Below are 21,568 nucleotides of genomic sequence, written 5' to 3' on the forward strand. Positions count from 1 at the left end.
GATGATGTGTCGGTGAACGCAGACGGCGAACACCATCAGGTCGCGTCGTTCGACGCGGCCGGGCTGCAGCGGCTGGTCGAGGTGCTGATCGAGCGGGGCTACCGCGTGGTCGGCCCGACGTTGCGGGATAACGCGATCGTGCTGGCCGAACTGCAGTCCGCGGACGACCTGCCGCGCGGCTGGGGCGTCGACGTCGGGCCGGGGCATTATCGGGTACGCCGCCGCGACGACGACGCCGCGTTCGGGCACTCGGCCGGGCCGCAGTCGTGGAAACAATTCCTGCATCCCCCGCGGCAGCGGCTGTGGGCCGGCACCCGGGACGGGGCCGGCGAGGCCCTGCCCGACGACCCGGTTCCGGCTTACGCGTTCCTCGGGGTGCGCGGGTGCGACCTGGCCGCGATCGCGACCCTCGGCGGGGTGCTCGGCCGCTCCGAGTACCCGGACAGCTCCTTCGTGGGCCGCCGGCGGCGGGCCTTCGTGGTCGCGGTGAATTGCACCGAGCCCGGCGGGCTGTGCTTCTGCGCGTCGATGGGCACCGGCCCCGCGGCCGGACCGGGCTACGACCTGGCCCTGACGGAGCGCCTCGACGGGGACGCGCCGTCGTACCTCGTCGACGTCGGCAGCGAGGAGGGCGCCGACGTGCTCGCGGCGGTGGCGCACCGGGCGGCCGGCGATGACGAAATCGCTTCCGCGCGCGCCGATGTCGAGGAAGCAGCGCATCACATGGGGCGGCACATGCCGGACACCGACCTGCGCGAGCTGCTGATCGCCTCGCGCGAATCACCGCAGTGGGACGAGGTCGCCAGCCGCTGCCTGACCTGCGGCAACTGCACGATGGTGTGCCCGACCTGCTTTTGCACCACCACCGAGGACGTCAGCGACCTCACCGGCGAGCACGCCGAGCGCTGGCGCCACTGGGCGTCGTGCTTCGAGTTCGACTTCACCTACGTCCACGGCGCCGGAAGCGTGCGCCAGTCCGGCGCCTCGCGCTACCGGCACTGGCTGACCCACAAGCTGAGCACCTGGCACGACCAGTTCGGCACCTCGGGCTGCGTCGGCTGCGGCCGGTGCATCGCCTGGTGCCCCACCGGAATCGACATCACCGCGGAGATGAACAAGATGGCCGGCGATGAGTGAACGGGCCGAACGCGGCGAGCTCGCATCGGCCATGGCGCCGGTGCCGTACCGGGTACGCAGCCGCATTGTGGAGAGCCCCGATTCGGCGACGCTGTGCCTGGAACCCGTCGGCGAATCCCTGCGGCCCCCGCAGCCCGGGGAGTTCATGATGCTCTACGCGTTCGGCGTGGGTGAGGCCGCGATCTCGATCAGCGGCGACCCCACCGTGACCGACGGCTCGATCACCCACACCATCCGCGCGGTCGGGGCGGTGAGCCGCGCGCTGCACGACGCCGAGCCCGGCAGCGTCATCGGCGTCCGCGGTCCCTTCGGCACCACGTGGGGTCTGGAGGAGGCGGCCGGCCGCGACCTGGTCATGGTCGCCGGGGGCGTGGGCCTGTGCCCGTTGCGCCCGGCGGTGCTGGGCGCGCTGGCCGGGCGATCGCGCTACGGCAAGGTGACGCTGATCGTGGGCGCGCGCTCGCGGGCGGATTTCGTGTTCGCCGAACAGCTCGAAAAGTGGGCCGCGGACCCGCAAATCGAACTGCACGTCACGGTCGACGTCCCGGTCCAGGGCTGGCGCGGCGAGGTCGGCCTGGTCACCGAGCCGCTGCGTCGGCTCACGATCGACCCCGACCGCACCACCGCCTTCCTGTGCGGGCCCGAGCCCATGCTGCGATTCGGCGCGGAGGCCCTGCTGGCGAAAGGCCTGGCCGCCCAGGACATTCGGGTCTCGCTGGAACGCAACATGCAATGCGGAATCGGGTGGTGCGGCCACTGCCAGCTGGGACCGCTGCTGTTGTGCCGCGACGGCCCGGTCGTCGGCTACGACGTCGCCGGCCCACTGCTTTCCGTGAAGGAGCTTTAGATGAGCCCGACCACACTGGCCGTGTGGAAGTTCGCGTCCTGCGACGGCTGTCAGCTCACCCTGCTGGACTGCGAGGACGAGCTGCTCACCCTGGCCGACCAGGTGCAGATCGCCACGTTCGCCGAGGCCTCCAGCGCGATGGTCGGCGGACCCTACGACGTGTCGCTGGTCGAGGGCTCGGTCACCACCCACCACGACGAGCAGCGCATCCGCGAGATCCGGGAGCAGTCAAAGGTTCTCGTCACCATCGGTGCGTGCGCGACGGCCGGGGGAGTGCAGGCGCTGCGCAACTTCGCCGACGTCGCCGAGTTCGCCTCCGTCGTCTACGCCAAACCGGAGTACGTCGACACGCTGGCCACCTCCACGCCGGCGTCGGCGCACGTCAAGGTCGACTACCAGCTGCCCGGCTGCCCGATCGACCGCGGGCAACTGCTCGACACCCTCGCCGCGCTGCTGATCGGGCGCAAACCCCGGATCCCGGCCAAGACGGTGTGCACCGAGTGCAAGCTCCGCGGCGTCACATGCGTTGTTGTCTCGGAAGGCATTCCGTGCCTCGGGCCGGTCACCCACGCCGGCTGCGGGGCGCTGTGCCCCCGGCACCACCGCGGTTGCTTCGGCTGTTTCGGGCCGTCGGCGGCGCCCCAGACGGCGACGTTGATCCCGCTGCTGCGCCGCGACGGCATGTCCGGTGGCGACATCGATCGGGTGTTCTCGACGTTCAACGTCGCCTCGTTCGCCGCCGAGCGGAGCGACCAGTGAACCCGTCCACGCGGACCCTGAGCGTGGGCACGCTGACCCGCGTCGAGGGCGAGGGCGCGCTGCACGTCGCGTTGAAGGACGGGCGGCTGGAAAGCGTCGAGCTGAACATCTATGAGCCGCCGCGGTTCTTCGAGGCGTTCCTGCGCGGCCGCGCCCACACCGAGCCGCCCGACCTGACGGCGCGGGTCTGCGGCATCTGCCCGGTCGCCTATCAGGTCAGCGCGTGCAACGCGATCGAAGACGCCTGCGGTGTCGAAGTCGACGAGGAGATCGTCGCGCTGCGCCGCCTGCTGTACTGCGGCGAATGGATCCACAGCCACATCCTGCACGTCTACCTGCTGCACGCACCGGATTTCCTGGGCTACCCCGACATCATCGGGATGGCGCGCGACCACGCGCCGGAAGTCGAACGCGGGCTGTCGCTGAAGAAGGCGGGCAACCAGCTGATGGAGTTCGTCGGCGGGCGCGCGATCCACCCGGTCAACGTGCGACTCGGGGGATTCTATTCGGTGCCAACGCGATCCGACTTCGCGCCGCTCGCCGAGAAGTTGCGCCGCGCCCTGGATGACGCGATCGCGACCGTCGAGTGGGTGTCGCGCTTCGAGTTCCCCGACCTCGAGCTGGACCACGAGTTCCTCGCGCTCACGGCACCCGGCCGGTACGCGATCGAGAACGGAACCATCGCGCGCAGCGCCGGGCCGCCGTTTCCGGTGGCCGAGTTCACCGACCACGTCGTCGAGTCCCAGGTGCCCCACTCCACCGCCCTGCACGCGACGCTCGACGGCGGCCGCCACCTGACCGGGCCGTTGGCCCGGTACTCGCTGAATTCCGCGGCGCTTTCACCCGTCGCGGCGCAGGCCGCCGCGCAGGCCGGCCTGTCGGGCGAATGCCGAAACCCGTTTCGCAGCATCATCGTCCGTGCCGTCGAGGTGGTCTACGCGATCGAAGAGGCGCTGCGCATCATCGACGAATACCAGCGCCCGGCGCGCCCGTTCGTCGACGTCCCGGCGCGCGCCGGCGTCGGCCACGGGGTCAGCGAGGCCCCCCGCGGCCTGCTCTACCACGGCTACCGCATCGGCGAGGACGGGCTGATTTCGGCGGCGACCATCGTCCCGCCGACCTCGCAGAACCAGGCGGCCATCGAAGCCGACCTGGCCAACCTGGTTTCCGGAAACCTCGCCCTCGACGACGCCGCGCTGACCGCGTTGTGCGAGCAGCTGATTCGCAGCTACGACCCGTGCATCTCGTGTTCCGCGCACTTCCTGACGCTGACGGTGCAACGGGGATGACCGCACCCGTCGTCGTTATCGGCCTCGGCAATCGCTATCGCGGCGATGACGGCGTCGGTGTCGCCGCGGCCGCCGAGCTGGACCGGATGGCGCTGCCCGGGGTTCGCGTGGTGACCGACATCGCGGAACCGACGAGCCTGCTCGAGGCGTGGTCGGGCGCCACGCTCGCCGTGGTGATCGACGCCGCGGTCGGCAGGTCGCCGACGCCGGGCCGCATCCGCCGGTGCGGCCTGGGCGACGTGGCGGCGGGCGACGGATTGAGTTCGCACAGCGTCGACGTGGTTCGCACGCACGCGCTGGGTGAGGCGCTTGGCCGGGTACCCGCCGAACTGGTCCTGCTCACGGTGGAAGTCGCCGACACCGATCACGGGACGGGTTTGACCCCCCAGGTTGCTCGCGCCGTCCCCGAGGTCGTGGGCATGACGGTGGCCGAAATCAACCGGGGGCGAGCAGGAAGGGCCGTTCGGTCGGACGGGCGGGGACTTTTGGCCGCTGACCGACGCCGGCCGCTGCCCTAGCGTTGGTGACACGGCGTTGTCGCCGCAGCGCTGGTTGGTGCGATGGAGAGGTGGTCGTCATGAGCCAGATCGCAGCGATTTGGACGGTTTCCGGGTTGGTGGTGGTGCTGCTGCTGGCGCTCGCGTCGATCAGGGTGGTGCAGCAGTATCAGCGTGGCGTGCACTTTCGGCTCGGCCGGGTTATCGCGGTGCGCGAACCCGGTTTGCGGTTCATCATCCCGATCATCGACCGCCTGTGGCGGATTTCGATGCGCATCGTCACGATGCCGATCCAGTCGCAGGGCATCATCACCCGCGACAACGTCAGTGTCGACATCGCCGCGGTGGCTTACTTCCGCGTCGTCGATGCCCGCAAGGCAGTCGTCGTGATCGAAAACGTCAACGCCGCTATCGACCAGATCGCGCAAACGACCCTGCGGAACGTTGTCGGACAGCATTCCCTCGATGAGGTGCTCGCCCAGACCGAGAAGATCAACGGCAGCATTCGTCAGATCCTGGACACCACGACCGTGGAATGGGGTGTCGAGGTCACATTGGTTGAACTCAAGGACATCCAGCTGCCGGACAGCATGAAGCGCGCGATGGCCCGCGAAGCCGAAGCGGAACGGGAGAAGCGGGCCAAAATCATTGCCGCGGAAGGGGAAGCCCGGGCAGCGGCCGCCCTCGGCGATGCGTCCGACACCATGATGAGGCACCCGCTGGCCTTGCAACTGCGCAACCTGCAGACCCTGCTCGAACTCGGGGTGGAGAAGAACACGACCATCGTCTTCCCCGCCCCGCTGATGACCGCGATCGGAGAACTCACCGCCTTCCTGACCCGTGAGTCGGACGCCTCGAGGTCCACCCGGCAAGCCGTCGAACTGGCCGACGACAAGCTGGTCCATGCCGCGACCCTGCAGTGAACGTGGCGCGAGCACGCCGTGAGAACTAACCAGGGAAGCGGCAGCGGCGTGGCGGCACGCAGTCGCGAACGGGTCCTGGTCAGAGCCGATATTCCGGCGGCCCGCATCGGCAGCGTCGTGATCCTGCTCTGCGCCCTGGGCTGGTTGATACTGCTGGAGGTGCGCGAACACCTGGGCTTCTATCGGGCGGCGCCCGGCAGGTTCGGCTGGTCGGTGGCGTTGCTCGCCTCGGCCGCATTTATCGCGCGCGGCGTGTTTCTTGGCCGGCCGGTCACCGCCGGACATGCGACGATCGCCGCCGCCGCGATAGGCGCCGGAGTGTTTGCTCACTTCCTTTCGTACGGCGTGCTCGGGAACTTCCTCATCGCCGGCAGTGGGCTCGCGCTCGTCGTGCCGACGACGGCGAAGCCGCAACCGGAGCTGCTGGACCGGGTGTGGCCGCTCGTCGACGCCACCCGCGAGGATCCGTTGTCGCCCTTCGCCATGCACTCGAGCAAGAGTTACCACTTCAACGCCGACGACTCCGCGGCGATCGCATACCGCACCCGGCTGGGGTTCGCGGTCGTCAGCGGCGACCCGATCGGCGACGCCACCCAATTCGACGAGCTGGTGGCAGATTTCGTCCGGATATGCCGAAGCCGGGGATGGCAGGTCATCGTGCTGGCCGCCGGCGAGCGGCACGTGAGCCTGTGGCGCAACGAGGTCGTCGGTCAGCGGATGCTCGCGGTGCCGATCGGCCGCGACGTCGTCGTCGACGTCCCCCACTTCACGTTGGCGGGGCGCCGCTTTCGCAACCTGCGCCAGGCGGTGCAGCGCACCCGCAACAGCGGCGTCACCACGCGGATCGTCGACGAGCAACAGCTCGACAGTGCGCTGAGCGCCGAGCTGACCGACGTGCTGTACGCCGCGCATCGCGCGGCGCGCACCGAACGCGGGTTCTGCATGAACCTCGACGGCGCGCTGCAGGGCCGCTATCCGGGTATCAAGCTGGCCATCGCGCGCGATCGGTTCGGGCGGGTGGTGGCTTTTCACCGCTACACGACCGCCGACGCGGGTCTGGAGGTCAGCCTCGACGCGCCGTTTCGCCGCCCCGACGCGCCGAACGGTGTCGACGAGCGGCTCAGCGTGGACATGATCAGCGACGCGAAAGCCGCCGGGGCGCTGCGTCTTTCGCTGGCTTTCGCCGCGTTCCCGGAGATCTTCGACGCAACGGACCCGACGCCGCTGCAACGGGCCGCGTACCGGTTGATCCACCTGCTGGACCCGTTGATCCGCCTCGAGTCGCTGTACCGCTACCTCTACAAGTTCCATTGCGTGGCCGAGCGGCGCTACGTGGTCTTGTGTGCCCACCACATCCCGGCCGCGCTGGCCGTGTTGCTGTCGCTGGAGTTCCTGCCGCGCCCGCGCCGTCACCGGCTGGTGAGATGACTCAGGCGCGGTCGCGGCTGCCCAGCAGCGGCGGGCCGAACCGGAACCGGCGCCCCGTGACCGCGTCGGGAAGCACCCGCACGTAATGCGTCTTCTCGGAGGACAGCCACGGCAGTAGCTGCGCGCGTTCGGCTTCCTGGATCTGTTCGTCGGTGCGCAGCGAGCGCGCCCGGCCTTTGACGATCACGCTCCATCCCTCGGCGACGTTGTGCTCGTCGACCTCGAACAGCACGCGGTTGTTGATCGCAGTGCTGACCAGCTTGGTGCCTTCCGAGGTGCGAAACAGGATGGACTTGTGCTGGACGACGAAGTTGACGGGGAAGATCTCGGGCAGGCCGTCGACGCTGGTGACCAGTCGTCCCAGGGCGACCCCGGACATCAGGTCCCAGCATTCGTGTTCCGGCAGGATCGTCACGCCGTCATCGGTTATGGACATCAGCCACCCTTCTGCGATAGGTCAAAGTCATTCAACCGCTTGGCCGTTCGTGCAAGTGTAGCTAGCGAATCCGCAGCACGTCCTTCGGCGCTCGTCTCGGAGTCGGCGCCGGAACCGCCTCCATCGGCGGCGCTATGCCGGCGCGGATCAGCACCTGCGGCTGGCCGTCGTGGTCCAGCAGGCCGCGCACGACGTCACGGCTTTCGTCCAGCTCGATCAGGTGGGTCAGCGTGCAGGTCGCCAGGAACGCCATCGTGCATTCCAGTAGCACGGTCGACAACGCTTCGCCGCACCGCAGCACGTCCGCCCTGGTGTCCTCGGGGGTGGACAGCACCAGAATCTTCGACCAGTCCACCGCGACCTCGGGACGCCGATCCTGCTCGGTCCGCGCCGGGAATTCCCGCGCCACATCCACGCGGCCAATTTCCTTGCCGGACAACAGCGCGCTCGGCGGGACGCCCGCGTTCGCCGCGAACGGCGAAGTCCACCATTCGAGTTCGGCGTGATATGACGCGTCGTCGCGGCGCAGCGCTTCGGTGAGTTGTGAGGCCTTGGCCAGCGTGGGCCGCTCGTGGTCGCCGAGCACGTCGAGGGTCACCAGGTCCTCGTCGACCGTGCTGCGCAGCACGGGTTCGAAGAGGTCCCAGTACGTGGGCTCGCCCATCGGCAGCCGGTCGGTTCGGCGGTGCAGGATCGCGTTGGCGCGGTCGCGCTGGGCGCGCGTGACGTGCTCGACGGGATGGAATTCGACGGTCGCCAGATGGTCGGGGTCATTGGGATTGGGAAACCGTTCGACGTCCGCGCCCCAACCCGAGGCGAGCATGGCGACCCGAAGGTGATCCAGGGCGGCGCCACAGCTGAGGATCGCTTCCCGGCCGGAGCGGTCCGTGCCCGGCACCGTCCGGTCGCGGTCGACGAACAGTCGCAAAGCCCCGCCCTCGGCGACCCACCGCCACGGCTGGCTGTTGTGCACTGACGGGGCCCTACACGCGAGCTGCACCGCTTTGCTGAGAGTCTGGGTGTCCACGGTCGTTTTCATGGCCGCCAATTCCTTGCCGAAGTTTCGCTTCGCCATCACGGTAGGCCGCAACCCGGCTGGTGGCCAGGGTCATTTGTCCCGGGCGGCGGGGCAGGTCGGGTGCCGAAAGGCCTACGCAGAAGAGTTCTTTTCGACGTAACCGACGACGTCGGCCAGCGTGCGAAGCGATCCGTAGTCCGATTCGGGGATGTCCACGTGCAGCTGCCGGTGGATGCCGCGCAGAAAGCTCAGCCAGTCCATTGAATCGAGGTCGACCTGATCGCGCAGCAGGACGTCGTCGCTGATGTCGTCCGGCTCGACCTCGGGGGCGATGCTGGTCAGCACGGAAAGGACTGCCGCCCGGGTGTCTTCGTTCGTTGTCGTCATTTGCACTCACTTCTCCAAGAGGTCGGGCTGCTGGAGCAGCTCGTTGATCGCGGTGAGGAACAGCGCACCCCGGTGGCCGTCGCTCGCGCGATGGTCGGCGGCGAGCGTCGCCTGGACGGTGCTCACGACCCGGATTCCGCCGTCGATGACGCAGACCCGCTGGGCCGGCTGACCGAAACCGACGATCGCCACCTGGGGCGGGTAGATGACGCCGAAGACCGTGTCGACGCCCTTGTCGCCGAGGTTGGTGACGGTAATCGTCGGGTCCGACATTTCCGAACTTCGCAGCGAGAAGGAGCGCGCCCGCGCCACGAGATCGGTGAGGTCTTCCATCAACTCGTCGAGCTTCTTCTCCGGGACGTCATGGATGGCCGGCGCGACCAGGCCGCCGCCGCGCAGCGAGATCCCGACGCCGACATGGACCCCGTTCGCGGGCTCGAACCCGTCGTCGCGCCAAAAGCCGTTGAACTCGCCGAATCGCTGCGCGGCGAGGCCGACGGCCTTCAACAGCAGGACGGCCGGCAACACGCGTTCGTCGATCGATCGTTGCGCGTTTCGGGTGGTCAGCCACGTCAGCGACTTCTCCAGCACGATCTCGTCGGCGAGGTAGTAGTGCGGGATCTCCCGCTTCGACCGGCTCATCGCGGCGGCGATCGACTTTCGCATCGCGGCCGCGCGGTCGGCCGCCGTGCTCTTGCTCGGCGCGCCGCCTTTCGGTTCTTTCGCTTTCTGGACCGCGGCGGCGTGCTGGATTGTGGCGGCGGCGTGCTCGACGTCGCTGATGATGACGGCGCCCTGCGGACCGGTGCCGTCGAGCGCGTCGATGTCGACGTGCAGGCTCGTCGCGAGGCGACGAGCCGCCGGGGATACCCACCGACGATGCTGTGGGGCGGCGGGGACGGCGACGGGCGTCTTGGCCGGTGCCGCCGCCGGTTTCTCGTCGCTCACCGGGGCCCGCTGTTTCTTTCGCTTTTCGGCGCGCTCGCCCTCGGCCAGCAGAGTCGCCAAAGTGGTTCCCACTTGGACGGTTTCACCGACCGGTACGAGCAGCTCGCCGACCGTGCCCTCCTGCCAGCATTCGATTTCCACCGCCGCCTTGGTGGTTTCGACGACCGCCACGATCTGGCCGCGCGTCACCTTGTCGCCGGGCTTCACCAGCCACTCGTTGAGCGTGCCCTCGTCCATGTCGGCGCCCAGAGCGGGCATCTTGAACTCGATCATTGCTGCGGCTCGCCGAACAGGTTCTGGACCGCGGCCACGATCTGGGCGGTTTGCGGCAGCGCCGCCTGCTCCAGGTGCTTCGCATACGGCATCGGGACCTCGGCGCTGCACACCCGCGCGATGGGGGCGTCGAGGTCATAGAACGCGCCCTCCACCACCCGCGCGGTGATCTCGGCGGCCAGGCTGCCGCTGCGCCACGCCTCGTCGATGACGACCAGCCGATGCGTCTTGCGCACCGATTCCAGGATGGTGTCCTCGTCGAGCGGTCGCAGGACCCGCAGATCGATTACCTCGCAATCGATTCCGGCCAGCGACAGCTCATTTGCCGCGTCGAGCGCCTTCCACAGCGAGCCGCCGTAGGCCACCACGGTGGCATCGGTGCCGCCGCGCCGGATGGCCGCCCCGGAGATGTCGGTGGGGCCGAGGGCCTCGATGTCCGACGAGGTGTTGTAGAGCTGGACGTGCTCGAAGATCACCACCGGGTCCGGGTCGGCCAGTGCCGGGCCCAGCATGCCGTAGGCATCCTCGACGGTCGCCGGCGCCAGCACCTTGATGCCGGGGATGTGCGCATACCACGGCTCCAGGCTGTGCGAGTGCTGCGCGGCGAGCTGGCGTCCGGCGCCCGTGGCCATGCGCACGACCAGCGGGACCGAAAACTGCCCGCCCGACATATGGCGAAGGGCCGCAGCGGTATTGACGATCTGATCGAGCGCCAGCAGGCTGAAGTTCACGGTCATGACTTCGACGATCGGGCGCAATCCGTTGAGGGCGGCCCCGATGCCGATGCCGACGAATCCGAGTTCCGACAGCGGCGTGTCACGCACCCGCTCCGGTCCGAATTCGTCCAGCAGGCCCTTGGACGCCGCGTATGTCCCGCCGTACCGGCCGACGTCCTCGCCCATCAGCACCACGCGCGGGTCGTCGCGCAGCGCGTCGCGAATCGCGTCGTGAACGGCGGCCCGGTAGGTCGTCTTCGCCGTCTTCATCGTGCCTCCTCCGCAGTGGGTGTGAGCACGTCGCGTTCGAGATCCGCCACGTCCTCCCACGTACCCGCCTCGGCGAACGCCACCGCGGCCTCGATCTCGGCGACGGCCGAATCCTCGATTTCCCGAACGTCGTCGGCGGACAGTGTGCCGTCGCCCAGGCATCGGTCGGTGAACGACCGGATCGGGTCGCGCTGGCGCCAGCGTTCGACCTCGCCCTTGTCCCGGTACAGCTCCGGGTCGAACATCGAATGCGCCCGGAACCGGTAGGTGCGGAACTCGATGAAGAACGGGCCGCCGGTGTCGCGGACGTGATCGACGCCCTGCTGCGCGGCGACATGGCACGCCTCGACGTCCATTCCGTCGACGGCCACGGTGGGGACGCGGTACGACGCCGCCTTGACGGTGAGGTCGGTCTGCGACTGCGCCCGGTCCAGCGCGGTGCCCATCGCGTAAAGGTTGTTCTCGCAACAGAACAGCACCGGCAGGTGCCACAGCGCGGCCATGTTCAACGACTCGTGAAACGCGCCCTCGGCCACCGCGCCGTCACCGAAGTAGCAGGCCGTCACCCGCTTCTGCTGCAGCATTGAGTCGGCCAGGGCGATGCCCACCGCGAGCGGCAGACCGCCGGCGACGATCGCATTGCCGCCGTAGAACCGCTTGGCCGCGTCGAACAGGTGCATCGACCCGCCGCGGCCACGCGAGCAGCCCTCCCGCTTGCCGAACATCTCGGCCATGATCGAGGTCATCGGGATCCCGCGCAGCAGCGCGTGCGCGTGCTCGCGGTACGTCGCGACCACCGCGTCATCGTCGGCCAACGCGCGCAGCGACCCGGCGGCGACGGCCTCCTCGCCGACGTAGAGATGCAGGAACCCGCGAATCTTGGCCGCGCTGTACAGCTCCGCGCATTTTTCCTCCATGCGGCGCACCCGAACCATGTCCGACAACAGTTCATGGGCCAGCTTCACACCGTCCATCGGGCGCCGCTCCTCCTCATCGCTTCGCTCTGCATCGTCACTGGCGCGCGTCATGACGGCACCCCCTCGGCGTGGTGGTCGGGTTGTCTTTCGATGGTGGAGGTGTCGCCCTCGGGCAGCCCGAGTTCGCGGGCCTTCAGCAGCCGGCGCATGATCTTGCCGCTGCTGGTGTGCGGCAACGCGTCGACGAACTCGAGCTCCTTGGGCGCCACGGTGGCCCCCAGCCGCTTGCGCGCGTGGCCGATCAATTCCAGGCGCAGGTCCTCGTCGCCGACCACGCCGTTCTTAAGCGTGACAAAGGCTTTCACCATTTCGCCGACCGTCGGGTCGGGGATGCCGATGACCGCCGCCTCGGCAACCGCCGGGTGGTCGGTGAGCGCGCTTTCGACCTCGAACGGGCCGATCAGATGCCCCGCGGACTTGATCACGTCGTCCTTGCGCCCGACGAACCAGAAGTAGCCGTCGGCGTCTTTTTTCGCGAGATCCCCGCTCAGGTAGAGGCCGTCGACGAAGGCGTTGCGGTAGCGCTCCTCCGCGTTGAGATAGCCGCGGAACATCGACGGCCAGCCCGGCTTGAGCGCGAGCTCGCCCTCGACGTCGGGTTCGTCGAGGACCGTGGTCGATCCGTCGTCGTTGTGGCGCACGATGAACGCGTCCACGCCGGGCAGCGGCCGCCCCATGGAGCCGGGCTTGATGTCGAACGCCGGCGTGTTGGCGATCATGATGCCGCCCGTCTCGGTCTGCCACCAGTTGTCGTGAATCGGCAAGCCCAGCACCCGCTTTCCCCACCAGACGGCTTCGGGGTTGAGCGGCTCGCCCACGCTGGCGATGAAACGCAGGCGCGGAAAGCGATACTGCGCGGGCAGCTCCGGACCCGCTTTGATCAGCATCCGGATCGCGGTCGGCGCCGTGTACCACACCGACACGCCCTGGTCCTGCAGGATCTGATACCACCGCTGGGCGTCGAATTCGGCCTCGTCGACGATCGAGGTGACCCCGTGCAGCAGCGGGCTGATGATGCCGTAGGACGTTCCCGTCACCCAGCCGGGATCCGCTGTGCACCAATAGGTGTCGTCGGGATGCAGGTCGAGCGCGTACAGGCCGGTGACATAGTGCATCGCCACGGCGCCGTGCACGTGGACGGCGCCCTTCGGGGTCCCGGTGGTGCCGCTGGTGAAGTGCAGCAGCGAGGGGTCTTCGGCGGTGGTCGGCGCGATCGGCGCGTTCTCGTCGGCGGCGTCCACCCAGTTCCAGAAGTTGAGCGTTCCGGGTGGGGGATCGGCGGTCTCGTCCTGGTCGACGACGAAGATGTGCCGCACCGACGGCAGCCGATCGCGGATCTTGGCGATCTTGCGCCGGTAGAGCGTCGCGGTGGTGACCAGGACGTCGGCCTGCCCGATGTTCACCCGGGTCGCGATCGGCTCGGGCCCGAAAGCCGAGAACAACGGCGAAACGACGCTGCCGTTGCGCAGCGCGCCCAACATCGCGATGTACAGCTCGGGCGAGCGGTTCATCATCGTGAAAACGCGGTCGCCCTTGCCGATGCGGAGCGAGCGCAGCGCGCTGGTGAATCGTTTGGTGAACCGGCCGAGGTCCGCGTAGCTGAGGTCGCGGGTGGTGATCGCGCCGTCACAGCCCCCGTCGGTGGCGAATCGCAACGCCGTGCGCGTCGCGGTCGGGCCCTCGGCGTGACGGTCCACGGCGGCGTAGGCGATGTTGCACCGGCCGGGCCCCATGCCCTCGCACAAGGGCGGCACGTCGGACCAGTGGAACCGCGCGCGCGCCCGTTCGTATTCGGTGAGGTTGGGGCGGACGGTGCAGTCCTCGAGGGTTTTGTGGATGACATCCATAAGGGATCCTTGCGGTATGGCCTGCGCTGTCGCCTGGGCATGTTCATCGTTTGCCCGGCCCGCGATGCCGCAATAGAGACAAAAGTCATCAACTCACGACCCGGGGACCAAGGACCCTGGCGGCCAAAGGCGCGCATGCCCGAGGGTCGACGTGGGACAGGAAGTGAGAGTGCGCAATGACCCAGACGATGGTGGATATCGGTGTGATCACCAGTGCGGTGGAGCTGGCGTGCCGGGCTCCCTCGCTGCACAACATTCAGCCGTGGCGATGGGTGGCGGGCAGCGCGAGCGTCGATCTGTTCGTCGACCCGCACCGGACGGTCACCGCGACCGACAGGTCGGGTCGCGAGGCGATCATCAGCTGCGGCGCGGCGCTCGATCACTTTCGCGTCGCGATGGCCGCGGCCGGTTGGGAAACCAACGTCGATCAGTTCCCCAACCCAAACAACCTCGACCACCTCGCCTCGGCCGACTTCACTTCCCTGGACTGTGTGACGCAGGCGAGGCGCGATCGCGCCGACGCGATACCGCGTCGCCGGACCAACCGGCTGCCGTTTCGCGCGCCGAGTCGCTGGCCGTCGCTGGAAGCGGTGTTGCGCAGCTCGTTCGACAACGAGTTGGTGACCCTCGACGTGCTGACCGACGATGCGCGCCCGCGGTTGGCCGAGGCGTCGCGGCTCACCGATGCGCTGCGCCGCTACGACGATTCCTATCAGAATGAATTGCTTTGGTGGACATCGCCGTTGCGGGAGGCCGAGGGCATCCCCGACAGCGCGCTCACCTCGGAATCGGACGCCCGCCGTGTCGACGTCAACCGCCGGTTCCCCATCGACCCGGCCGACGAGCACAGTTCCGCCGGCACCTACGACCAGGCGAAGATCCTGGTGTTGTCCACACCCCGGGACGCGCGGGTCGATGCGCTCAATTGCGGCGAGGCGCTTTCGGCGATCCTGCTGGAGTGCACGATGGCCGGCCTGGCCACCTGCCCGGTAACGCATCTCACGGAGCTGCAATCCAGTCGCGACGTCATTTCCGATCTCACGGCCGATCCCGCCGCGGTACCCCAGGTTTTGATCCGGGTCGGCATCGAACCCGAGGGCGGGCTGACGCCCGGCCCGACGCCGCGGCGGCCCATGAGCGACGTGTTGGAGATCCGGCGATGAAGGCCGAAGTCGGGGACTGGCTGGTGATCAAGGGCGGCACGGTCGGGCGTCGGGACCTGCGTGGGCTGATCACCGCGGTGCCCTCGAAGGACGGCGAGCCGCCGTTCCTGGTTCGGTGGCTGGACACCGGCGAACGGGCGACCGTGTTCCCGGGCCCGGACGCGATCGTCGTCACGGCGGCCGAGCAGCGGGCCGCCGACGAGAGAGCGCGGTCGCGGTTCGCCGCGATGCAGGCGGCCATAGCGGGCCAGGCTAAGGGCCACTGAAATGTCCCTTCTGCCAGGCGGTCCGCCGCTGCTGACCGACGGTGACGTCGATACGCTCGCTTGGCAGTTCCTGCGTTCGCCGTACGCGGACGACAGCTACGCCGACTGGCCGCTGGACCGACGCCTCGACGGCTTCCTTCGTCGTGAGGGGCTGGCCCGCCTCGTCGAGGACGGCGACACGTACGACCTGATTCTCGATCGCGTGATGGCCTACATCGCCGCCCGGGCCCGGCTTTCCGACTGACGGGGACGGAGCCGACGAACGGCCCGCGACGCCGGGACTTCCGTCCCTACCGGCGGTCGCGCCGGACTGGTCGGATGGACTCGTAACTGCCACAAATGTCGAGTTCTAGGAGACATCATGAGCACCCTTTCTGTTAGGCGTCAGCCAAGGTCGCTCTTCCCTGAGTTCTCTGAGCTGTTCGCCGGCTTCCCCCCGTTGGCCGGACTCCGCCCCGTCTACGAGGCCCGCGTGATGCGGCTCGAAGACGAGATGAAGGACGGCCGCTACGTGGTGCGCGCCGAGATGCCGGGGGTGGATCCGGCCAAGGACGTCGAGATCACGGTGCGCGACGGACAGCTCACCATCAAGGCCGAGCGCAGCGAGAAGAAGGACTTCGACGGCCGCTCGGAATTCTCCTACGGCTCGTTCACCCGCACCGTGTCCCTGCCGGCCGGCGCAGACGAAGACAGCATCGAGGCCACCTACGACAAGGGCATCCTGACTGTCTCCGTGGGCATTTCGGAGCCGAAGCCGACCGAGCGGCGCGTCCAGGTACGAACGGCCGACTGACGCCATGACCAGAGCAGCTGATGCCACCCGCCGCGCCCCGCGGCGCGTGTTCCGTGACCGCGCCGAGGCGGGCCGGGTACTGGCGAGCCTCCTCGGCGCCTATCGCGACCGGCCGGGCGTGATCGTGCTGGGCCTGGCGCGGGGCGGCCTCCCGGTTGCCTGGGAGGTGGCGGCCGCGCTAAATGCCCCGCTGGACGCCTTCATCGTGCGCAAACTCGGGGCCCCCGGCCACGAAGAGTTTGCGGTCGGGGCGCTGGCGAGCGGCGGCCGCGTCGTGCTCAACGACGACGTCGTGCGGGGACTGCGGATGACACCGCAGGAACTGCGCGCCGTCGCCGAGCGCGAAGGCCGCGAGCTCGTCCGGCGCGAGGCGGCCTATCGCGACGGTCGGCCGCCCGTCGACGTGACCGGCAAGACGGTCATCCTCGTCGATGACGGCTTGGCCACCGGCGCAAGCATGTTCGCGGCCGTGCAGGCGCTGCGCGAGGCCGAGCCCGCACACATCGTGGTCGCCGTGCCGGCGGCGCCGGAATCCACCTGCCGGGAACTCGCCGGCCAGGTCGACGATGTCGTGTGCGCGTCGATGCCCACCCCCTTCCATGCGGTGGGCGAGTCGTTCTGGGATTTCCGCCAGGTCACCGACGACGAGGTTCGGCGGCTGCTCGCCACCCCGACCACCGGGGCATCGACAAACAAAGCAGCGGCCCGGACACCGGCCGAGGTAATCGGCAGCGTGGCCATCGATGCGCCGCAGGGCATCCCGTCGCGCGAAACGCTGGAGGAGCTGATCGGCGACGCGCGGATCGTGCTGATCGGCGAGAGTTCGCACGGGACCCACGAGTTCTACGAGGCTCGGGCGGTCATCACGAAGTGGCTGATCGAGGAAAAGGGTTTCTGTGCCGTCGCCGCCGAGGCGGACTGGCCCGACGCGTACCGGGTCAACCGCTACGTTCGCGGCCTGGGCGACGACAAGAGCGCCGACGACGCGCTGAGCGGGTTCGAGCGCTTTCCCGCCTGGATGTGGCGCAACACCGTCGTGTGCGAGTTCGTCGACTGGCTGCGCGCGCACAACAAACTCCACGAGTCGAACGGCCGGCAGGCCGGCTTCTACGGCCTGGACCTCTACAGCCTGCACCGGTCGATGCACGAGGTGATCGCCTACCTTGACAAGATCGACCCCAAGGCGGCGGCGCGGGCACGCGAGCGCTACGCCTGCTTCGACCACGCGTCGGCCGACGACGGTCAGGCGTATGGCTTTGCGGCGGCGTACGGTGCGGGCCCGTCCTGTGAAAATCAGGCGATCGAGCAGCTGGTGGAGATCCAGCGCAACGCGCTGGCCTACGCGCGCAGGGACGGGCTGCTGGCCGAGGACGAGCTGTTCTACGCCCAGCAGAACGCGCAAACGGTGCGCAACGCGGAGGTGTACTACCGCGCGATGTTCAGTGGGCGTGTCAACTCGTGGAACCTGCGCGACAAGCACATGGCGCAGACCCTCGAGGCGCTGTTGAATCACCTGGACCGCCACCAGGACGCACAGGATGTGCCCCCCGCCCGAATCGTGGTGTGGGCCCACAACTCTCACGTCGGGGACGCCCGGGCCACCGAAGTGTGGGCCGACGGGCAACTCACGCTCGGCCAACTCGCCCGTCAGCGATACGGCGAGGATTCGCGCCTCATCGGGTTCAGCACCTACTCCGGCACGGTGACCGCCGCCAGCGAATGGGGCGGCGTTGCCGAGCGAAAGGCGGTGCGCCCGGCGCTCAATGGCAGCATCGAGGAACTGCTGCACGAGACCGGCAGGGGCGCGTTCTTGGTGTCGGCGGCCATCAGTCCCGCGGCCGCGGATCCGCTCAGCACGGTTCGATTGGGACGCGCCATCGGCGTGATCTACCGGCCCGAGACGGAACGGCAAAGCCATTACTTCCACGTGCGTCCGGCCGACCAATTCGACGCGATGATCCACATCGACACCACCACGGCGCTCGAACCCCTCGAGGTGACGAGCCTGTGGATCGCCGGCGAAACCCCGGAAACGTACCCCTCCGGCCTATAACTGACGACGAGCGGAGCCAACGAACATGCAGACGCCGGCACGACCGCCTGCGAGCCGACCGCAAATCGTCACGCTGACCATGAACCCGGCGCTCGACATCACCACGAGCGTCGACGTCGTGCGCCCGACCGACAAATTGCGCTGCGCCGAAACCCGTTACGACCCGGGCGGTGGCGGCATCAACGTCGCGCACGTCGCGCACGAGCTGGGCGGCTCGGTGCTGGCGGTTTTCCCCGCGGGCGGCACGACCGGTGGCTTGATCGCAAAGCTGCTTGCCGACGAGGGCGTGCCGTTCTGGCAGGTTCCCATCGGGGCGGCCACGCGCGAGAGCTTCACCGTGAACGAGGGCAGCAGCGGTAAGCAGTACCGCTTCGTCCTGCCGGGGCCGCAACTGACGCTGCGCGAACAGGCGCACTGCCTCGAGCAGCTGCGCATGACGGCGAAGTCGGCCGAATACGTGGTGGCCAGCGGCAGCCTGCCGCCGGGCGTGACCACCGACTTCTACCAGCGGGTCGCCGACATGTGCCGGCACGTGGGCGCCCGCCTCATCCTCGACACCTCCGGCGGCGGCCTGCGACACGTCTCCTCCGGCGTGTTCCTCCTCAAGGCCAGCGTGCGAGAGCTGCGGGAATGCGTCGGGCGCCCGCTAGAAACCGAGGCCGAACAACTCGCCGCCGCACACGAACTCGTCGACGACGGTCGCGCGGAAGCGGTGCTGGTGTCCCTGGGATCGAAAGGCGCGCTCCTCGCGACAGCGCATGCCAGCCAGCGCTTTTCGGCGATTCCGATGCCCGGCGGCAGCGGTGTGGGGGCCGGCGACGCGATGGTCGCGGCGATCACGGTCGGGCTCACCCGTGGCTGGCCGCTGGTCAAGTCCGTTCGGCTGGGCATCGCGGCGGGGGCGGCGATGCTGATGACGCCCGGCACGGCCGCCTGCCTTCGGGCGGACGTGGAGAAGTTGTTCGCCCAATCGGCGGAACCGTGCGACCTCGCAGATGACGAACGGCTACCCAGGTGAGGCCTAACGACCCCTCTGTAACGAGCGGCGCGGCAATAGCCTATTTGAGAGCCTGAATTTGAGGACTCGAACGTTTCAGGAGCCGACATGAACGAGCTGGACGCCAAGTCGGTGGTGGTGGGCGTCAACGGATCACAAGCCGCGGTCAACGCCGCCAAGTGGACGATCGACGAGGCGCTGAGCCGGCAGCTGCCCATGCGCCTCGTGTATGTCGTGCCTCGCCGGGACGGGCAAACGGGCGCCCACCCCGTCTCCGAGTGGGAGCTGGAGCGCGCCGAGATGGCGCTGTCCCAGGCGGAGTGCGCCATCCAACAGGCGAAAAAGCCGGTCGAGGTCGAAACGGCAATCCTCTCGGGCGATCCCGGGAAAGTGTTGGTCGACGAATCGCGGGACGCGGCGCTGATCTGTGTGGGCACCTCCCGGCGCGGGTGGGCGTCCGACGGCCTGCTGGGGCCGACCGCCACCGCGTTGGTCGCGGAAGCGAAATGCCCGGTGGCGATCATCCGCACCAACCCCGACGGGTCGCCGACCGATCTCGGCGTGATCGCCGTCGTGCTCAACGACGAGCCGGACAACGACGAGGTCGTACATCAGGCAATGGAACAGGGGCGGCGCCGCCACGCGACCGTGCGACAGATCGATCGGCGGCTGAACAGCTGGGTCCGGCGCTACCCTGACGTGCAGGTCCAGACCGTCGCCGCGGGCACCGGCGTGAGAACCGGCGAGAGGCAGGGCGGCGCCGTCAGTTTGGCAGTGGTGGGGAGCGCCGACGCCGCCGAGATCGCCGGTCTGTCCACGCCGAACTGCCACCCGATCGTGGGCTATCCGGACTGCTCCGTGCTCGTGGTCCGCCATTAGAGGGCCAGTCCGTGAACGAATTGGCTACGCCGCGGTCGATCGTGGTCGGCATCGACGGCTCGAAGGCGGCGATACGGGCGGCGCTCTGGGCCATCGACGAGACGGTGAGTCGTGCTGCCCCCCTGCGCCTGGTCTGCGCGACCGAGCAGTCCGAGCAGGAGCGCGGGCAGGCCGCCGGCCAGGCGGCAATTCGCCAGGCGGTCAAGGCAATTGAGGCCGCGGGCAAGCCGGTAAAGATCGAAACCGAGGTGGTCCACGGTCCGGCGATCGGCTGCCTGATCAGCGCGTCGGCGTCGGCGGCCATGGTGTGCGTCGGCGCGGTCGGCTTGCGTCACTTCCGGCCGGGCCGGGTGGGTTCCACCGCCGCGGCCGTGGCGATGTCGGCACACTGCCCGGTGGCGATAATTCGCGCCCGCGACGACCACCCGCACCGCCCGGACGGCATCGTCGTCGAGCTGGACGGGTCGCCCGACAACGGCGTCCTGCTGGGCGCCGCCGCCGCGGAGGCGCGGCTGCGCAACGCCGCCATCCGGGCGATCACCTGCCGAAGGACGACGGAAGAAACGGGGCCGGGCGGGGCCGAGGGCGATCGCCGAGCCCTCGCCGACCTGGATCGCCGGCTGGCCCGTTGGACGCGGCAGTATCCGGACCTGCGGGTGGAGTCGGTGGCCGTGCACGGCGGCCTGCTCGAGTACCTGGCCTGCAACCGGCGGTCGGTGGGGCTGGTGATCGCCGGCGCCCGCGACCGTCGGCGGCTCAGGGAGCTCCTCGGGCCGGCCGGCAGTGCGGTGCTGCAAGAAGCCGACTGCTCGCTGTTGGTCGTCAACCAACAGCATTTGTGAGGCGGGCGATAATGAAAACGTGCGATATTGAGAGTCGGTCGCTGCAGAAAGGGCTCTTAATGGTCAAGGTGTTCCTCGTCGATGACCACGAGGTCGTCCGCCGCGGTCTTGCCGATCTGCTCGCGTCGGACCCCGAACTGGAGATCGTGGGCGAGGCCGGTTCCGTATCGGAGGCCAAAGCGAGAATTCCGGCTCTGCGGCCAGATGTTGCGGTCCTCGACGTCCGCCTTCCCGACGGAAACGGCATCGAACTATGCCGCGACCTGGTCTCCGACCATCCGGATCTGCGGTGCCTGATGTTGACGTCGTTCACCTCCGACGAGGCGATGCTGGAGGCGATCCTGGCCGGCGCCAGCGGATACGTCGTCAAGGACATCAAGGGCATGGAGCTGGCCCACGCGATCAAAGAGGTCGGCGCCGGCAAGTCGTTGCTGGACAACCGGGCCGCCGCTGCTTTGATGGCAAAGCTTCGTGGGACGACGGAACACGAAGACCCGCTCTCCGGGCTGACCGAACAGGAGCGAACGCTGCTCGGGCTGCTCAGTGAGGGCTTGACCAACAGGCAGATCGCCGCCCGGATGTTCCTTGCCGAAAAGACGGTGAAGAACTACGTGTCGCGGTTGTTGGCCAAATTGGGCATGGAGCGCCGGACGCAGGCGGCCGTGTTCGCCTCCAAGCTGGACCAACGGTCCGGGCGGCCGCCCGCGCCGCCGGACGCCCCGCGGGGATAGCCGACAGCTCGACACAGTCGCCGCCCGGTTCGCGGGCTGGCCCGACACCCACCCGGCCGCTCACCTTGGGTGCCCGACCTCTTGGGGTTAAG

Annotated in this window: 23 protein-coding genes; 16 read left to right on the plus strand and 7 right to left on the minus strand. The window is 68.7% G+C overall.

Features of this window, described 5'->3' with window-relative positions:
• The first annotated feature begins 12 nt into the window (after nucleotides 1-12).
• The 7 genes from AC5Y2S_RS17075 to AC5Y2S_RS17105 are packed head-to-tail and all read left to right on the plus strand — an operon-like array spanning nucleotide 13 to nucleotide 6,880.
• Nucleotides 13-1,137 (plus strand): 4Fe-4S dicluster domain-containing protein, encoded by a 1,125-nt coding sequence (locus AC5Y2S_RS17075; protein ID WP_499901328.1) that lies wholly within the window; start codon nucleotides 13-15, stop codon nucleotides 1,135-1,137.
• On the plus strand, nucleotides 1,130-1,984 hold the full coding sequence (locus tag AC5Y2S_RS17080; protein ID WP_499901327.1) for an FAD/NAD(P)-binding protein: 855 nt from the start codon (nucleotides 1,130-1,132) through the stop codon (nucleotides 1,982-1,984). The genes AC5Y2S_RS17075 and AC5Y2S_RS17080 overlap by 8 nt, the downstream gene beginning before the upstream one ends.
• Nucleotides 1,985-2,743: an NADH-quinone oxidoreductase subunit B family protein gene (locus AC5Y2S_RS17085; protein WP_499957244.1), complete on the plus strand. Its 759-nt coding sequence runs from the start codon at nucleotides 1,985-1,987 to the stop codon at nucleotides 2,741-2,743.
• A complete protein-coding gene (locus tag AC5Y2S_RS17090) occupies nucleotides 2,740-4,032 on the plus strand; it encodes a Ni/Fe hydrogenase subunit alpha (protein ID WP_499957245.1) in 1,293 nt (430 codons plus the stop codon). The genes AC5Y2S_RS17085 and AC5Y2S_RS17090 overlap by 4 nt, the downstream gene beginning before the upstream one ends.
• Nucleotides 4,029-4,550, plus strand: coding sequence for a hydrogenase maturation protease (locus tag AC5Y2S_RS17095; RefSeq protein WP_499957246.1), 522 nt, complete (start codon nucleotides 4,029-4,031; stop codon nucleotides 4,548-4,550). The genes AC5Y2S_RS17090 and AC5Y2S_RS17095 overlap by 4 nt, the downstream gene beginning before the upstream one ends.
• 59 nt (nucleotides 4,551-4,609) lie before the next feature.
• Nucleotides 4,610-5,452 (plus strand): slipin family protein, encoded by an 843-nt coding sequence (locus AC5Y2S_RS17100; RefSeq protein ID WP_499901323.1) that lies wholly within the window; start codon nucleotides 4,610-4,612, stop codon nucleotides 5,450-5,452.
• 48 nt (nucleotides 5,453-5,500) lie between these two features.
• Nucleotides 5,501-6,880, plus strand: coding sequence for a bifunctional lysylphosphatidylglycerol flippase/synthetase MprF (locus AC5Y2S_RS17105; RefSeq protein ID WP_499901322.1), 1,380 nt, complete (start codon nucleotides 5,501-5,503; stop codon nucleotides 6,878-6,880).
• Between the two features lies 1 nt (nucleotide 6,881).
• Here the strand turns inward: AC5Y2S_RS17105 and AC5Y2S_RS17110 are convergent, their stop codons facing one another.
• The 7 genes from AC5Y2S_RS17110 to acsA form a co-directional block, all read right to left on the minus strand.
• Nucleotides 6,882-7,316 (minus strand): pyridoxamine 5'-phosphate oxidase family protein, encoded by a 435-nt coding sequence (locus AC5Y2S_RS17110; RefSeq protein WP_499901321.1) that lies wholly within the window; start codon nucleotides 7,314-7,316, stop codon nucleotides 6,882-6,884.
• Nucleotides 7,317-7,377: 61 nt separating this feature from the next.
• Nucleotides 7,378-8,355, minus strand: coding sequence for an Acg family FMN-binding oxidoreductase (locus tag AC5Y2S_RS17115; protein ID WP_499957247.1), 978 nt, complete (start codon nucleotides 8,353-8,355; stop codon nucleotides 7,378-7,380).
• Nucleotides 8,356-8,466: 111 nt separating this feature from the next.
• Nucleotides 8,467-8,721, minus strand: coding sequence for an acyl carrier protein (locus tag AC5Y2S_RS17120; protein ID WP_499901320.1), 255 nt, complete (start codon nucleotides 8,719-8,721; stop codon nucleotides 8,467-8,469).
• A 6-nt stretch (nucleotides 8,722-8,727) separates the two neighbouring features.
• Nucleotides 8,728-9,942: a dihydrolipoamide acetyltransferase family protein gene (locus AC5Y2S_RS17125; RefSeq protein ID WP_499957248.1), complete on the minus strand. Its 1,215-nt coding sequence runs from the start codon at nucleotides 9,940-9,942 to the stop codon at nucleotides 8,728-8,730.
• Nucleotides 9,939-10,928, minus strand: a complete 990-nt coding sequence (locus AC5Y2S_RS17130; RefSeq protein WP_499901318.1) for an alpha-ketoacid dehydrogenase subunit beta — start codon at nucleotides 10,926-10,928, stop codon at nucleotides 9,939-9,941. The genes AC5Y2S_RS17125 and AC5Y2S_RS17130 overlap by 4 nt, the downstream gene beginning before the upstream one ends.
• Entirely contained in the window at nucleotides 10,925-11,902 is a 978-nt protein-coding gene (pdhA, locus tag AC5Y2S_RS17135; protein WP_499901317.1) for a pyruvate dehydrogenase (acetyl-transferring) E1 component subunit alpha, read from the minus strand. Before pdhA ends, AC5Y2S_RS17130 begins: the two co-directional genes overlap by 4 nt.
• 50 nt (nucleotides 11,903-11,952) lie before the next feature.
• Nucleotides 11,953-13,752 carry an acetate--CoA ligase gene (gene acsA, locus AC5Y2S_RS17140; protein ID WP_499901316.1) on the minus strand — a complete coding sequence of 600 codons (1,800 nt, stop codon included), beginning with the start codon at nucleotides 13,750-13,752 and terminating at the stop codon, nucleotides 11,953-11,955.
• A 176-nt stretch (nucleotides 13,753-13,928) separates the two neighbouring features.
• On the opposite strand from acsA, the gene AC5Y2S_RS17145 reads away from it, so the two are divergent.
• The 9 genes from AC5Y2S_RS17145 (at nucleotide 13,929) to AC5Y2S_RS17185 (ending at nucleotide 21,476) form a co-directional block, all read left to right on the plus strand.
• Nucleotides 13,929-14,915: an Acg family FMN-binding oxidoreductase gene (locus tag AC5Y2S_RS17145; RefSeq protein ID WP_499901315.1), complete on the plus strand. Its 987-nt coding sequence runs from the start codon at nucleotides 13,929-13,931 to the stop codon at nucleotides 14,913-14,915.
• Nucleotides 14,912-15,181 carry a DUF1918 domain-containing protein gene (locus AC5Y2S_RS17150; RefSeq protein WP_499901314.1) on the plus strand — a complete coding sequence of 90 codons (270 nt, stop codon included), beginning with the start codon at nucleotides 14,912-14,914 and terminating at the stop codon, nucleotides 15,179-15,181. Before AC5Y2S_RS17145 ends, AC5Y2S_RS17150 begins: the two co-directional genes overlap by 4 nt.
• 1 nt (nucleotide 15,182) lies before the next feature.
• Nucleotides 15,183-15,425, plus strand: a complete 243-nt coding sequence (locus AC5Y2S_RS17155) for a hypothetical protein (protein WP_499901313.1) — start codon at nucleotides 15,183-15,185, stop codon at nucleotides 15,423-15,425.
• A 114-nt stretch (nucleotides 15,426-15,539) separates the two neighbouring features.
• The gene (locus AC5Y2S_RS17160) at nucleotides 15,540-15,974 is read left to right on the plus strand and encodes an Hsp20/alpha crystallin family protein (protein WP_499901849.1); all 435 of its coding nucleotides are present in this window, start codon (nucleotides 15,540-15,542) and stop codon (nucleotides 15,972-15,974) included.
• Between the two features lie 4 nt (nucleotides 15,975-15,978).
• Nucleotides 15,979-18,027, plus strand: a complete 2,049-nt coding sequence (locus tag AC5Y2S_RS17165; protein ID WP_499901312.1) for an erythromycin esterase family protein — start codon at nucleotides 15,979-15,981, stop codon at nucleotides 18,025-18,027.
• 25 nt (nucleotides 18,028-18,052) lie between these two features.
• Nucleotides 18,053-19,045 carry a 1-phosphofructokinase family hexose kinase gene (locus AC5Y2S_RS17170; protein WP_499901311.1) on the plus strand — a complete coding sequence of 331 codons (993 nt, stop codon included), beginning with the start codon at nucleotides 18,053-18,055 and terminating at the stop codon, nucleotides 19,043-19,045.
• Between the two features lie 87 nt (nucleotides 19,046-19,132).
• Nucleotides 19,133-19,903, plus strand: coding sequence for a universal stress protein (locus AC5Y2S_RS17175; protein ID WP_499901310.1), 771 nt, complete (start codon nucleotides 19,133-19,135; stop codon nucleotides 19,901-19,903).
• 11 nt (nucleotides 19,904-19,914) lie between these two features.
• A complete protein-coding gene (locus AC5Y2S_RS17180) occupies nucleotides 19,915-20,745 on the plus strand; it encodes a universal stress protein (RefSeq protein WP_499901309.1) in 831 nt (276 codons plus the stop codon).
• A 59-nt stretch (nucleotides 20,746-20,804) separates the two neighbouring features.
• The gene (locus AC5Y2S_RS17185; protein WP_499901308.1) at nucleotides 20,805-21,476 is read left to right on the plus strand and encodes a response regulator; all 672 of its coding nucleotides are present in this window, start codon (nucleotides 20,805-20,807) and stop codon (nucleotides 21,474-21,476) included.
• The last annotated feature ends 92 nt before the right edge of the window (nucleotides 21,477-21,568 follow it).

It is taken from the genome of Mycobacterium sp. NGS69, assembly GCF_059812165.1.

Excerpts from the sequence above, each read along its gene's own strand:
- AC5Y2S_RS17080 (WP_499901327.1), top strand. The coding sequence starts at position 1,130 with ATGAGTGAACGGGCCGAACGCGGCGAGCTCGCATCGGCCATGGCGCCG.
- AC5Y2S_RS17085 (WP_499957244.1), top strand. The coding sequence starts at position 1,985 with ATGAGCCCGACCACACTGGCCGTGTGGAAGTTCGCGTCCTGCGACGGC.
- AC5Y2S_RS17095 (WP_499957246.1), top strand. The coding sequence starts at position 4,029 with ATGACCGCACCCGTCGTCGTTATCGGCCTCGGCAATCGCTATCGCGGC.
- AC5Y2S_RS17100 (WP_499901323.1), top strand. The coding sequence starts at position 4,610 with ATGAGCCAGATCGCAGCGATTTGGACGGTTTCCGGGTTGGTGGTGGTG.
- AC5Y2S_RS17110 (WP_499901321.1), bottom strand. The coding sequence starts at position 7,316 with ATGTCCATAACCGATGACGGCGTGACGATCCTGCCGGAACACGAATGC.
- AC5Y2S_RS17115 (WP_499957247.1), bottom strand. The coding sequence starts at position 8,355 with ATGAAAACGACCGTGGACACCCAGACTCTCAGCAAAGCGGTGCAGCTC.
- AC5Y2S_RS17120 (WP_499901320.1), bottom strand. The coding sequence starts at position 8,721 with ATGACGACAACGAACGAAGACACCCGGGCGGCAGTCCTTTCCGTGCTG.
- AC5Y2S_RS17125 (WP_499957248.1), bottom strand. The coding sequence starts at position 9,942 with ATGATCGAGTTCAAGATGCCCGCTCTGGGCGCCGACATGGACGAGGGC.
- AC5Y2S_RS17130 (WP_499901318.1), bottom strand. The coding sequence starts at position 10,928 with ATGAAGACGGCGAAGACGACCTACCGGGCCGCCGTTCACGACGCGATT.
- pdhA (WP_499901317.1), bottom strand. The coding sequence starts at position 11,902 with ATGGACGGTGTGAAGCTGGCCCATGAACTGTTGTCGGACATGGTTCGG.
- acsA (WP_499901316.1), bottom strand. The coding sequence starts at position 13,752 with ATGGATGTCATCCACAAAACCCTCGAGGACTGCACCGTCCGCCCCAAC.
- AC5Y2S_RS17145 (WP_499901315.1), top strand. The coding sequence starts at position 13,929 with ATGACCCAGACGATGGTGGATATCGGTGTGATCACCAGTGCGGTGGAG.
- AC5Y2S_RS17150 (WP_499901314.1), top strand. The coding sequence starts at position 14,912 with ATGAAGGCCGAAGTCGGGGACTGGCTGGTGATCAAGGGCGGCACGGTC.
- AC5Y2S_RS17155 (WP_499901313.1), top strand. The coding sequence starts at position 15,183 with ATGTCCCTTCTGCCAGGCGGTCCGCCGCTGCTGACCGACGGTGACGTC.
- AC5Y2S_RS17165 (WP_499901312.1), top strand. The coding sequence starts at position 15,979 with ATGACCAGAGCAGCTGATGCCACCCGCCGCGCCCCGCGGCGCGTGTTC.
- AC5Y2S_RS17170 (WP_499901311.1), top strand. The coding sequence starts at position 18,053 with ATGCAGACGCCGGCACGACCGCCTGCGAGCCGACCGCAAATCGTCACG.
- AC5Y2S_RS17175 (WP_499901310.1), top strand. The coding sequence starts at position 19,133 with ATGAACGAGCTGGACGCCAAGTCGGTGGTGGTGGGCGTCAACGGATCA.
- AC5Y2S_RS17185 (WP_499901308.1), top strand. The coding sequence starts at position 20,805 with ATGGTCAAGGTGTTCCTCGTCGATGACCACGAGGTCGTCCGCCGCGGT.